Origin of the sequence: Streptomyces sp. NPDC057249 (assembly GCF_042669245.1) — a bacterium.
Lineage (GTDB): Bacteria > Actinomycetota > Actinomycetes > Streptomycetales > Streptomycetaceae > Streptomyces.
Genome location: NZ_JBHUXS010000010.1, coordinates 40674 through 53200, shown reverse-complemented (window position 1 = coordinate 53200; position 12527 = coordinate 40674). Strand labels below are relative to the sequence as shown.

Sequence of the window (12527 nt, the reverse complement as noted above, 5' to 3'; positions counted from 1 at the left end):
CGCTGGACGCGCCCCTGCGCACGTGCCGGTTCACGGCAGGATGGACGCCCGTGACCGTCATCCATGTTCCCGGTTCCAAGTCCGTCACCGCGCGCGCCCTTTTCCTGGCCGCCGCCGCGAACGGCCGCAGCACGCTCGTACGCCCGCTCAGCTCCGACGACACCGAGGGCTTCGCAGCCGGTCTCACCGCGCTCGGCTACGAGGTCGGGCAGGAGGCGGACGCCTGGCACATCACCGGCCGCCCCGCCGGGCCCGCCGCCACCGAGGCCGACGTCTACTGCCGTGACGGGGCCACCACCGCCCGCTTCCTGCCCACCCTCGCGGCGGCCGGCGCCCGCGGCAGCTACCGCTTCGACGCCTCCGCGCAGATGCGCCGCCGCCCCCTGGCCCCGCTCACCGAGGCGCTGCGCACCCTCGGCGTCGACCTGCGCCACGAGGAGGCCGAGGGCCACCACCCGCTGCGCATCGAGGCCGCCGGCATCAAGGGCGGCGAACTCACCCTGGACGCCGGGCAGTCCAGCCAGTACCTCACCGCCCTGCTGATGCTCGGCCCGCTCACGGAGACCGGGCTGCGGATCACCGTCACCGACCTCGTCTCGGCGCCCTACATCGAGATCACCCTCGCGATGATGCGCTCCTTCGGCGCCCGGGTCACCCGCAGCGGCCCCGCCGGCACCGTCTTCACCGTGGAGCCCGGCGGCTACCGCGCCACCACCTACGCCGTCGAACCCGACGCCTCCACCGCGAGCTACTTCTTCGCCGCAGCCGCCCTCACCGGCCGCGAGATCACCGTCCCCGGACTCGGCCGGGTCGCCCTCCAGGGGGACCTGCGGTTCACCGACGTCCTGCGCCGCATGGGCGCCGACGTGACCATGGAGGACGGCGCCACCACGGTCCGCTCGACCGGCACCCTCAGCGGCCTCACCGTCAACATGCGCGACATCTCCGACACCATGCCCACGCTCGCCGCGATCGCCCCCTTCGCCTCGGGGCCGGTGCGCATCGAGGACGTCGGCAACACCCGCGTGAAGGAGTGCGACCGGCTGGAGGCGTGCGCGGACAACCTGCGCCGCATGGGCATCACGGTCACCACGGGCCCCGACTGGATCGAGATCCGGCCCGGTACGCCCAGGCCCGTCGAGATCGAGACCCACGGCGACCACCGCATCGTCATGTCGTTCGCCGTCGCCGGCCTGCGCACCCCCGGCATCACGTACGACGACCCCGGCTGCGTACGCAAGACGTTCCCCGGCTTCCACGAGGCGTTCGCCGCCGCCACCGGCTGAGGCGGGACGCGGGGGCGGGGACACGCACGGGTCAACCCGGGACACCCTGTCCCCGCGCACAGGGGGAGCGGCGACAATGGGGCGCATGACCGACAGCCCTGCCCCTCTCGCCGACCCGCACCTCGTCTTCGACGCCGTGGAAGGACGCCGGGATCTCGTCATCCTCGGCTCCACCGGGTCCATCGGCACCCAGGCCATCGACCTGGTGCTGCGCAACCCCGACCTCTTCCGCGTGACCGCGCTGTCCGCGGCCGGCGGCCGGGTCGCCCTCCTCGCCGAGCAGGCCCGCCTGCTGAAGGTGCGCACGGTCGGCGTCGCCTCGCCCGAGGCCGTACCCGCCCTGCGCGAGGCGCTGCGACAGGAGTACGGGGCCGGCGAACCGCTCCCCGAGATCCTCGCCGGACCCGAGGCGGCGACGGAGCTGGCCGCGAGCGACTGCCACACCGTGCTCAACGGCATCACCGGCTCCATCGGCCTCGCCCCCACCCTGGCCGCCCTGAAGGCGGGCCGCACCCTGGCGCTCGCCAACAAGGAGTCCCTGATCGTCGGCGGCCCCCTGGTCAAGGCGCTGGCCGCCCCGGGGCAGATCATCCCCGTCGACTCGGAGCACGCCGCGCTCTTCCAGGCGCTCGCCGGCGGCACCCGCGCCGACGTGCGCCGGCTCGTCGTCACCGCGTCCGGCGGTCCCTTCCGCGGCCGGACCAGGAGCGAGCTGGCCGAGGTCACCCCGGAGCAGGCCCTGGCGCACCCGACCTGGGCCATGGGCCCGGTCATCACCGTGAACTCGGCCACCCTCGTCAACAAGGGCCTCGAAGTCATCGAGGCGCACCTGCTCTACGACATCCCCTTCGACCGCATCGAGGTCGTCGTCCACCCCCAGTCGTACGTGCACTCCATGGTCGAGTTCACCGACGGCTCCACGCTCGCCCAGGTCACCCCGCCCGACATGTGCGGCCCGATCGCCATCGGCCTCGGCTGGCCGCTGCGGGTGCCCGACGCGGCGCCCGCCTTCGACTGGACGAAGGCGTCCACCTGGGAGTTCCTCCCGCTGGACACCGAGGCCTTCCCGTCCGTCGGCCTCGCCCGGCACGTCGGCGCGCTGGGCGGCACCGCGCCCGCCGTGTTCAACGCGGCCAACGAGGAGTGCGTCGACGCGTTCCTGTCCGGCAAGCTGCCCTTCAACGGCATCATGGACACGGTCACCGCGGTGGTGGGCGAACACGGAACGCCCGCGTCGGGAACTTCTCTGACCGTCGCGGACGTACTGGAAGCGGAGACCTGGGCGCGGACCCGGGCCCGGGAACTCTCGGCCAAGGCCATTGCGGAGGCACGCGCATGAGCATGACGACGATCCTGCTGACGATTCTCGGCATCGCCGTCTTCGCGTTCGGTCTGCTCTTCTCCATCGCCTGGCACGAACTGGGCCACCTCTCCACCGCCAAGCTCTTCGGCATCCGCGTCCCCCAGTACATGGTCGGCTTCGGCCCCACCATCTGGTCCCGCAAGAAGGGCGACACCGAGTACGGCATCAAGGCCATCCCGGCCGGCGGCTACATCCGGATGATCGGAATGTTCCCGCCCGGCCCCGACGGGAAGCTGGAGGCCCGCTCCACCTCGCCCTGGCGCGGCATGATCGAGGACGCCAGATCCGCCTCCTTCGAGGAGCTCCAGCCGGGCGACGAGGACCGCCTCTTCTACACCCGCAAGCCGTGGAAACGCGTCATCGTGATGTTCGCCGGCCCCTTCATGAACCTGGTGCTGGCCGTCGCGATCTTCCTCGGCGTCTCCATGACCTTCGGCTTCCAGACCAACACCACCGAGGTCGCCGGCGTCCAGAAGTGCGTCATCCCGCAGAGCGCGAAGCGCGACACCTGCGAGAAGTCCGACGCCGTCTCGCCCGCGCAGGCCGCCGGGCTGAAGAAGGGCGACCGGATCGTCGCCTTCGACGGCGAGCGGATGGACTCCTGGGACACCCTCTCCGACCGCATCCGCGGCACCGTCGGCCCCGCCACCATCACGGTCGAGCGCGACGGGCACGAGAAGACCCTGCACGCGGTCCTCATGAAGAACGCCGTCCTGAAGAAGGACGCCGACGGCGAGGCGGTCGCCGGGAAGTACGTCACGGCCGGCTACCTCGGGTTCGAGGCGAACAGGGAGATCATCCCGCTCTCCTTCGGCGACTCGGTCGTGCGGATGGGCGACATGCTGGAGAACGGCGTCGACTCGATCATCGCCCTGCCGTCGAAGATCCCCGCCCTGTGGGACGCCGCCTTCAGCGACGGCGAACGCGCCGCGGACTCCCCGGTCGGCGTCGTCGGCGCGGCCCGGATCGGCGGCGAGGTGATGACGCTGGACGTACCGGCCCAGAGCCAGATCGCGATGATGCTGTTCCTGCTGGCCGGCTTCAACCTCTCGCTGTTCCTCTTCAACATGCTCCCGCTGCTCCCGCTCGACGGCGGCCACATCGCGGGGGCCCTGTGGGAGGCGCTGCGCCGGAACACGGCCCGGGTCTTCAAGCGCCCCGACCCCGGCCCCTTCGACGTCGCCAAGCTGATGCCCGTCGCCTACGTGGTCGCCGGGGTCTTCATCTGCTTCACCCTCCTCGTCCTCGTCGCCGACGTGGTCAACCCGGTCAAGATCACCTGACCGGGGCGTGCCGGACGCGCCCGGTGCACCGCCGGTGACCGGCGGTGTGCGGGGCGCGCCCGGCGGGCCGACATTCCGTACCGGCCCGGACGCGGTGTGCTCCCGGCTGCTTCCGGTGACGTAACCTCGAAGGCCGGAGCCCGCCGATACCGGGACCTCGATCCACACCTTGGGGATGCTCAGCGCATGACTGCGATTTCTCTCGGAATGCCCGCCGTTCCGACCAAGCTCGCCGAACGGCGGGTCAGCCGGAAGATCCAGGTCGGATCGGTTGCGGTCGGCGGGGACGCCCCCGTCTCGGTGCAGTCGATGACGACCACCCGTACGTCCGACATCGGCGCCACGCTTCAGCAGATCGCCGAACTCACCGCCTCCGGCTGCCAGATCGTGCGCGTGGCCTGCCCCACGCAGGACGACGCGGACGCCCTGAAGACCATCGCGGCCAAGTCGCAGATCCCGGTGATCGCGGACATCCACTTCCAGCCGAAGTACGTCTTCGCCGCGATCGACGCCGGCTGCGCGGCGGTGCGCGTGAACCCGGGCAACATCAAGCAGTTCGACGACAAGGTCAAGGAGATCGCGCGCGCCGCGAAGGACGCCGGCACGCCGATCCGGATCGGCGTCAACGCCGGCTCGCTGGACGCCCGGCTGCTGCAGAAGTACGGCAAGGCCACCCCCGAGGCGCTGGTCGAGTCCGCGCTCTGGGAGGCGTCCCTCTTCGAGGAGCACGACTTCCGCGACATCAAGATCTCGGTCAAGCACAACGACCCCGTCGTGATGGTCAACGCCTACCGCCAGCTGGCCGCCCAGTGCGACTACCCGCTGCACCTCGGCGTCACCGAGGCCGGCCCCGCCTTCCAGGGCACCATCAAGTCGGCCGTCGCCTTCGGCGCCCTGCTCAGCGAGGGCATCGGCGACACCATCCGCGTCTCGCTCTCCGCGCCGCCCGCCGAGGAGGTCAAGGTCGGCATCCAGATCCTGGAGTCGCTGAACCTGCGCCAGCGCCGCCTGGAGATCGTCTCCTGCCCCTCCTGCGGCCGCGCCCAGGTCGACGTCTACAAGCTCGCCGACCAGGTCAGCGCCGGTCTGGAGGGCATGGAGGTCCCGCTGCGCGTCGCCGTCATGGGCTGCGTCGTCAACGGCCCCGGCGAGGCCCGGGAGGCCGACCTCGGCGTCGCCTCCGGCAACGGCAAGGGCCAGATCTTCGTCAAGGGCGAGGTCATCAAGACCGTGCCCGAGTCGAAGATCGTGGAGACCCTCATCGAGGAAGCCATGAAGATCGCCGAGCAGATGGAGAAGGACGGCGTCGCCTCCGGCGAGCCCGAGGTCTCCATCAGCTGACCCCCCCCGGACCCAGGCAGCGCCCCGCGAGGACCCCTCCGCGGGGCGCTGCCGTGTGCGGGTTCACAGCGGGTGCGCACCGCCTTTCCCGGGCACGGGCGGCGTCGCTCAGGCTCTTCGGTTACAGTGCGGAAATCAGCAGACCGCATGGTGAGGCCCCCTCGTGTTGACGCACACCACTACCCGGGTCCTCGAACCCAGCGACCTCGGTGCCGCGCTCGCCGTCCTGGAGAGCGAGCCCGTGGCCAACGCCTTCGTGACGTCCCGCGTCCAGATCGCCGGACTCGACCCCTGGCGCCTCGGCGGCGAGATGTGGGGCTGGTACGCCGACGGCCGACTGCGCTCCCTGTGCTACTCGGGCGCCAACCTCGTCCCCATCTGCGCCGGCCCCGAAGCCGTCCGCGCCTTCGCCGAGCGCGCCCGCCGGGCCGGCCGCCGCTGCTCCTCGATCGTCGGCCCCGCCGAGCCCACCGCCGAACTGTGGCGCCTCCTCGAACCGGGCTGGGGCCCCGCCCGCGAGGTCCGGGCCAACCAGCCCCTCATGGTCACCGAGAGCCCGTCCGCCGACGTGGAGCCCGACCCGCTGGTCCGCCGCGTCCGCAAGGACGAGATGGACGTCCTCATGCCCGCCTGCGTGGACATGTTCACCGAGGAGGTCGGCGTCTCCCCGCTCGCCGGCGACGGCGGACTCCTCTACCAGGCCCGCGTCGCCGAACTCATCGGCGCCGGCCGCTCCTTCGCCCGGATCGACGACGGCAAGGTCGTCTTCAAGGCGGAGATCGGCGCCACCACACCCCAGGCGTGCCAGATCCAGGGCGTGTGGGTCGCCCCGGAGTTCCGCGGCCGCGGCCTCTCCGAGACCGGCATGGCCGCCGTACTGCGGTACGCCCTGGCCGACGTGGCCCCGGTCGTCAGCCTCTACGTCAACGACTACAACACCCCCGCGCGCAAGGCGTACCGCCGCATCGGCTTCCGGGAGACCGGCGCCTTCATGAGCGTGCTCTTCTGACCGGCCCCCAGGGGGCCCTTCGTGGGGATCACGCTGAGCCGGCCTGATCCAAACGAAGGACCCCGGGCGGCCCGGACAGTAGGGTCGGCCCATGGCAGCAGATTCCGGGGGCGGCCCCCGCACCACCGGCGTCCGGGTCGGGCCGATCGACCTCGCGGCCCGCGTCGACGAGGCGCTGGCGGTCCAGGCCGTCGCCTTCGGGCTGAGCGCCGGAGAGGTCGAGGTCCGCCGGCACATCGTGCTCCGGCACCTGGACCACCCGCACGCCCGCGCGCTCGGCGCCCTGACACCCGAGGGCCGGCTCGCCGGCTTCGTCTACGGCATGCCCAACGACCGCGGCCACTGGTGGTCCACCGTGGTCGAGCCCTACCTCCGCGCCACCGGCAGCGCCCACTGGCTGGACGACGCCTTCGTGATCACCGAACTCCACGTCCACCCGGACTTCCAGAACCGGGGCCTCGGCCGCACCCTGATCACCACCGTCACCGACGCCGTCGCCCAGCCCCGCTCGATCCTCTCCGCGATCGACACCGAGAGCCCGGCCCGCGGCCTGTACCGCTCCCTCGGCTACCAGGACCTGGCCCGCCAGGTGCTCTTCCCCAGCGCCCCCAAGCCGTACGCGGTCATGGGAGCGCCCCTGCCACTGCGCCGGACTCGCTGAATGGATTTCCGCCCGCACGGGCCGCCCCGCTAACCTCGGGCCCATCACCCTTCCGAGCAGGAGTTCACCATGGCCCAGGTCCAGCGCATGTCCCGATTGATGATCAAGACACTGCGCGACGACCCGGCGGACGCCGAGACGCTCAACCACAAGCTCCTCGTCCGAGCCGGCTACGTACGACGCACCGCCGCCGGAATCTGGACCTGGCTGCCGCTCGGCAAGAAGGTCCTGGAGAACATCACCCGCGTCGTCCGCGAGGAGATGGACGCCATCGGCGGCCAGGAGGTCCTGCTCCCCGCGCTGCTGCCCAAGGAGCCCTACGAGGCGAGCGGCCGGTACGACGAGTACGGCGACCTGCTGTTCCGGCTCCAGGACCGCAAGGGCTCCGACTACCTCCTCGGCCCCACCCACGAGGAGATCTTCACCCAGGTCGTCAAGGACATGTGCTCGTCCTACAAGGACCTGCCGGTCATCCTGTACCAGATCCAGACGAAGTACCGCGACGAGGCCCGCCCCCGGGCCGGTGTGCTGCGCGGCCGCGAGTTCCAGATGAAGGACTCGTACTCCTTCGACACCACCGACGAGGGCCTGGCCGAGGCGTACCAGCTGCACCGCGCCGCGTACATCCGCATCTTCGAGCGGCTCGGCCTGGACCACCGCATCGTCTCCGCCGTCTCCGGCGCCATGGGCGGCTCCGCCTCCGAGGAGTTCCTGGCCCCGGCGCCCGCCGGCGAGGACACCTTCGTGGACTGCCCGAACTGCGACTACGCGGCCAACACCGAGGCCGTCACCTTCAACGCCGCCCCCGGCGACGCCTCGGGCACCGGCCCCGTCGAGGAGCTGGACACCCCCGACACCCCGACCATCGAGACCCTGGCCGCCCACCTCGGCGTACCGGCCTCCGCCACCCTGAAGAACCTGCTGGTCAAGGTCGACGGCGAGATCGTGGCCGTGGGCGTCCCCGGCGACCGCGAGGTGGACCTCGGCAAGCTGGGCGAGCACCTGGCCCCGGCCGTCGTCGAGCTGGTCACCGCCGAGGACTTCGTGGGCCGCCCCGACCTCGTACGCGGCTACGTCGGCCCCCAGGGCCTGGAGAAGGTCCGCTACATCGCCGACCCCCGCGTCGCCCCCGGCACCTCCTGGATCACCGGCGCCAACAAGGACGGCAAGCACGCGAAGAACGTCGTCGCGGGCCGCGACTTCGAGGTGGACGACTACCTCGACGTCGTCGTGGTCGAGGCGGGCGACCCCTGCCCCGAGTGCGGCACCGGCCTCCAGGTCGACCGCGCCATCGAGATCGGCCACATCTTCCAGCTCGGCCGCAAGTACGCCGACATCTTCGCGCTCGACGTGCTCGGCCAGCAGGGCAAGCCCGTCCGCGTCACGATGGGCTCGTACGGCATCGGCGTCTCCCGCGCCGTGGCCGCCCTCGCCGAGCAGACCGCCGACGACAAGGGCCTGTGCTGGCCCCGCGAGGTCGCCCCGGCCGACGTCCACGTCGTCGCCGCCGGCAAGGCGCTCCAGACCGAACTGGCCCTGGAGGTCTCCGACAAGCTGGCCGCCGCCGGACTGCGCGTCCTGGTGGACGACCGCGCCGGCGTCTCGCCCGGCGTCAAGTTCACCGACTCCGAGCTGATCGGCGTCCCGAAGATCCTGGTCGCCGGCCGCCGCTCGGCCGAAGGCGTCCTGGAGCTGAAGGACCGCCGCACCGGCGAGCGCGAGGAGCTGACGGTCGAGGAGGCCGTCGCCCGCCTCTCCGAACAGCAGGACTGACGCTCCGCACGCGCAGGGGCCCCGCACGGAACTTCCGTGCGGGCCCCTGCGCGCGGTCTACAGCCAGCCGGCGAACTCCAGGGTCACTTCGCCCTCCTGACGGCGCCCGGCCGCCAGCGCCCGGGTGCCCGACTCCACGGCACGGAACAGCGTCCAGCCGTGCAGCCGTTCCTGGTCCACGTCCAGCGAGTCGGCGAGCTTCCTGACCCTGCGCCGGGCCGTCGTCGCCCCGGCGGGCGACGCGATCAGGTCCTCCACCCGGTCCCGGACCAGCCGCGCCAGGTCATAGGCCCGCTCGCCGACCAGCGGCTCCGGCCCGACCGTCAGCCAGGGCGCCCGCTCACCCGCGAGCACCTTGCTCTGCCGGAAGTTGCCGTGCAGCAGCAGCGTCTCGAAGGAGCCGGCGACCAGCTCGTCGCGGGCCGCCAGCGCGGCGGTGACCAGCGGTTCGAGCGCGGGATCGGACGCGGCGGCGGCGCGCATGGCGTCCACCCGCCGCCCGGTCCGCTCGGCCACCGTCTCGAAGCCGTGCCCGGCCGGCGGGTCGACCCACAGCCGGCGGACCGTCCCGGCGGCCTCCAGGAGCGCCTTCGCCTCCGGCAGCGAGCGCAGCGACATCTCGGGGTGCAGCCGCTCCAGCAGCAGCGCGCCCGGCACGGGCCGCCCGCCGTCCGCGGGGTCGAGCAGCCGCACCGCGCCCCAGCCGTTCCAGTGCGCCAGCGCCGCCTGTTCGAGCTCCGGCGCGGCACCGGACGGGGCCAGCTTCAGGGCGGCCGGGGTGGAGTCGGCCCCCCGGACCAGCAGAACCAGACTGCTGCGCCCGCCGGGGGCCGCGACCCGCTCCACGACCGGGGCGCGGCCGGTCGCGGCCAGCGCCTGTGCGGTCAGTGCGGGCAGCCCCGCGAGCCAGTCCCCGGCGGCCGTATCCCCGTACGACTCACCGAGCGCTCGCACCAGACGCTGCGGCGGTTCAAAACCCATACGTGCTGTGTTCCCTTTCAAGCCTTCTGCGGTGCGCCCGTGTCAGCGCCGGGCACCGGCTCCGGCCTTCGCGTCCGTTCCGGCCTTCGCCCCGGCCCGCTCCGCGAGCCCGGGAAAGGGTACGCCGCTGCCCCGCCAGCGCGCCGCGCGTACCGCGGCCTCCCGCAACGCGTCCGCCGCGCTGCGCCGCAACGAGCCGTCGGCGGCCCGGACCAGGTCGGAGTAGACGTACCCGACGCGGTCCTCCAGCACGGCGGCGAGTCGGACCGCCGCCGCCGCGTCCGGCACCGCGAACGGCAGGGCGTACGCGGCGTCCGAGGCCACCGGCTCACCGCCCAGGTCGCGGACCGTGCGCACCAGGGCGTCGCGGCGGGCGCGGTGGGCGTGGAACGCGGCGGTGGCCTCGGCCCGGCGCTCCGCGGCGACCCGGCCGCCCGCGACCCCGTAGCCGTAGACGGCGGCGTGCTCGGCGGCCAGCGCCGCCTGGGCCGCCGCCAGCGGGCCGTCGTTCGTGCCGTCGCTCATGCCGGGGTCTCCTTGGCCAGTTCGGTCAGCAGGTAGGCGTGCGCCGCGCAGGCGGCGGCGACCGAGGCCAGCAGCCGGGCCAGCTCGCCGGGCGCCTCCGGGAGCAGCGCGGTGTAGGCGTCCGCCGCGGAGCGTTCGGCCGCCGCCAGCTCCTTGACCGCGGCGGCGGGTCCGGTGGCGCGCGAGCGGGCCGTACCGGGCGCGGGGGCCTTCTCCGGGGAGAGCGCCTTGAGGTGGGCGCGGACCGCGTCGCGCAGGGGGGTGAGGGCCGCCGCCGCCGCCGGGTGGGCCCGCAGCGCGTGCTCGTAGCCGGCCAGCAGGGTCGCCGTGGTGCGGGTGGCGCCGGCGCGCAGCGCCTTCTCCGCGCGCATTGAGGAAGCCCCGTGCGCGGAGCCCTTGGTGCCTCCGCCCGTGCCGTCGTCGTCGCTTCCGCAGCCGGACAGCACCGCCCCGGCGGCCAGCGCGCCGGTCGCCGCGAGCGCGCCCCTGCGCGTCGTCCCCGTACGCCGCACTTGCTCTCCTTCGGGCTGGACCTGTCTTGACTGGATCTGTCCGGAAGTGATCACCGCCTGTGAGCGTACCCGCGCTCGGGGGACCGGCGGACAGCAACACCCCTTGCGACCGGATACCCTTTGACCAGACACGCGAGATCCCCACAACAGCACACGCGGCCGAGGAGTCACCCGGATGAGCACCACCCAGAGCGAGAGGCTGCGCGGGCTGGTCGAACCGCTCGTCAGCGCCGAGCAGCTGGAGCTGGAAGAGATCGAAGTCTCCCGGGCAGGCCGCCGCAGGGTGCTGCGGATCGTCGTGGATTCCGATGAGGGCGTCGAGCTCGACGCCTGCGCGGAGCTGAGCCGCGCGATCTCCGCGAAGCTGGACGAGACCGACGTCATGGGCGAGGACGAATACGTCCTGGAGGTCAGTTCGCCCGGCGCCGACCGCCCGCTCTCGGAGCACCGCCATTACGTACGCGCCACCGGGCGCCTCGCCAGGCTGACCCTGCGCGAGGGCGGCGAGCTGGTGGCCCGCATCCTCGCGGTGGACGAGGACGGTCTCGACCTGGAGGTGCCGGGCGTCAAGGGCCGCAAGCCCACCGCCCGCCGGATCGCCTTCGACGAGATCGCCAAGGCCCGCGTGGAGCTGGAATTCAACCGCAAGGACAAGAAGGAAGAGGAGGCGTAGCCGTGGACATCGACGTGAAGCTCCTGAAGGGCTTGGCGCAGGACAAGGAGATCCCGTTCGACGTCCTGGTCGAGGCGATCGAGTCGGCCCTCCTCATCGCGTACCACCGCACGGACGGCAGCCACCGCAGGGCGCGCGTGGAGCTGGACGAGCGCGGCCATGTGACGGTGTGGGCCAAGGAGGACGCGGCTGACCTGGAGGAGGGGCAGGAGCCCAAGGAGTTCGACGACACCCCGTCGGGCTTCGGCCGGATCGCCGCGACCACCGCCAAGCAGGTCATCCTCCAGCGTCTGCGCGACGCCGAGGACGACCGCACGTTCGGCGAGTACGCCGGCCACGAGGGCGATGTCGTCACCGGCGTCGTCCAGCAGGGCAAGGACCCGAAGAACGTCCTGGTCGACATCGGCAAGCTGGAGGCCATCCTGCCGGTGCAGGAGCAGGTGCCCGGCGAGGAGTACACCCACGGCCTGCGGCTGCGCACGTACGTTGTGCGTGTCGCCAAGGGCGTGCGCGGTCCCTCCGTCACGCTGTCGCGGACCCACCCCAACCTGGTGAAGAAACTCTTCGCGCTGGAGGTCCCGGAGATCGCCGACGGTTCCGTCGAGATCTGCGCGATCGCCCGCGAGGCCGGCCACCGCACCAAGATCGCGGTCCGCTCGACCCGTTCGGGGCTGAACGCCAAGGGCGCCTGCATCGGCCCGATGGGCGGACGCGTGCGCAACGTGATGGCCGAGCTGCACGGCGAGAAGATCGACATCGTCGACTGGTCGGACGACCCGGCGGAGATGGTCGCCAACGCGCTGTCACCCGCACGGGTGAGCGAGGTCGAGGTCGTCGACCTCGGTGCCCGTTCCGCCCGGGTGACCGTGCCGGACTACCAGCTCTCCCTGGCGATCGGCAAGGAGGGGCAGAACGCCCGCCTGGCCGCCCGGCTCACCGGCTGGCGCATCGACATCCGCCCGGACACCGAGACCGACGCCGAGCGCGACGTCGCCGACCGGGAGCGCGCCGAGCGGGCCCGGGAGCGCTCGGACCGGCGCTGACGCACGCGGAGCGGCCCCCGGGAATAGATCCCGTCGGCCGGTCGCTGAGATCACGACAACGTACGTTCGATTTTTGC

At 72.5% G+C, this 12527-nt stretch carries 12 protein-coding genes; 9 read left to right on the top strand and 3 right to left on the bottom strand.

All coding sequences use genetic code 11. From position 1 onward, the window contains the following. Positions 1–50 precede the first annotated feature (50 nt). From aroA to ACFUJY_RS19840, 7 genes are all read left to right on the top strand, one after another. On the top strand, positions 51–1286 hold the full coding sequence (gene aroA, locus ACFUJY_RS19870) for a 3-phosphoshikimate 1-carboxyvinyltransferase (protein ID WP_383301173.1): 1236 nt from the start codon (positions 51–53) through the stop codon (positions 1284–1286). Between the two features lie 76 nt (positions 1287–1362). Beyond that, a complete protein-coding gene (gene dxr, locus ACFUJY_RS19865) occupies positions 1363–2625 on the top strand; it encodes a 1-deoxy-D-xylulose-5-phosphate reductoisomerase (RefSeq protein WP_383301170.1) in 1263 nt (420 codons plus the stop codon). After that, a complete protein-coding gene (locus tag ACFUJY_RS19860; RefSeq protein ID WP_383301167.1) occupies positions 2622–3932 on the top strand; it encodes a M50 family metallopeptidase in 1311 nt (436 codons plus the stop codon). Before dxr ends, ACFUJY_RS19860 begins: the two co-directional genes overlap by 4 nt. A gap of 186 nt (positions 3933–4118) precedes the next feature. Continuing rightward, the gene (gene ispG, locus ACFUJY_RS19855) at positions 4119–5273 is read left to right on the top strand and encodes a flavodoxin-dependent (E)-4-hydroxy-3-methylbut-2-enyl-diphosphate synthase (protein ID WP_361029190.1); all 1155 of its coding nucleotides are present in this window, start codon (positions 4119–4121) and stop codon (positions 5271–5273) included. A gap of 163 nt (positions 5274–5436) precedes the next feature. Continuing rightward, positions 5437–6282, top strand: a complete 846-nt coding sequence (locus ACFUJY_RS19850; RefSeq protein ID WP_383301163.1) for a GNAT family N-acetyltransferase — start codon at positions 5437–5439, stop codon at positions 6280–6282. A 91-nt stretch (positions 6283–6373) separates the two neighbouring features. Continuing rightward, positions 6374–6943, top strand: a complete 570-nt coding sequence (locus ACFUJY_RS19845; protein WP_383301161.1) for a GNAT family N-acetyltransferase — start codon at positions 6374–6376, stop codon at positions 6941–6943. A 69-nt stretch (positions 6944–7012) separates the two neighbouring features. Continuing rightward, on the top strand, positions 7013–8716 hold the full coding sequence (locus ACFUJY_RS19840; protein ID WP_383301158.1) for a proline--tRNA ligase: 1704 nt from the start codon (positions 7013–7015) through the stop codon (positions 8714–8716). 57 nt (positions 8717–8773) lie between these two features. Here ACFUJY_RS19840 and ACFUJY_RS19835 read toward each other — a convergent pair whose 3' ends face one another. From ACFUJY_RS19835 to ACFUJY_RS19825, 3 genes are read right to left on the bottom strand one after another with little or no spacing between them, the layout of a single operon-like run. Continuing rightward, on the bottom strand, positions 8774–9697 hold the full coding sequence (locus tag ACFUJY_RS19835; protein ID WP_383301156.1) for an aminoglycoside phosphotransferase family protein: 924 nt from the start codon (positions 9695–9697) through the stop codon (positions 8774–8776). 42 nt (positions 9698–9739) lie between these two features. Next, positions 9740–10222, bottom strand: a complete 483-nt coding sequence (locus ACFUJY_RS19830) for a ferritin-like domain-containing protein (RefSeq protein WP_383301153.1) — start codon at positions 10220–10222, stop codon at positions 9740–9742. Continuing rightward, positions 10219–10734 carry a hypothetical protein gene (locus ACFUJY_RS19825; RefSeq protein WP_383301150.1) on the bottom strand — a complete coding sequence of 172 codons (516 nt, stop codon included), beginning with the start codon at positions 10732–10734 and terminating at the stop codon, positions 10219–10221. Before ACFUJY_RS19825 ends, ACFUJY_RS19830 begins: the two co-directional genes overlap by 4 nt. A 175-nt stretch (positions 10735–10909) precedes the next feature. On the opposite strand from ACFUJY_RS19825, the gene rimP reads away from it, so the two are divergent. Continuing rightward, positions 10910–11407 carry a ribosome maturation factor RimP gene (gene rimP, locus ACFUJY_RS19820; protein ID WP_383301147.1) on the top strand — a complete coding sequence of 166 codons (498 nt, stop codon included), beginning with the start codon at positions 10910–10912 and terminating at the stop codon, positions 11405–11407. Between the two features lie 2 nt (positions 11408–11409). Continuing rightward, entirely contained in the window at positions 11410–12450 is a 1041-nt protein-coding gene (gene nusA, locus ACFUJY_RS19815; RefSeq protein WP_383301144.1) for a transcription termination factor NusA, read from the top strand. The last annotated feature ends 77 nt before the right edge of the window (positions 12451–12527 follow it).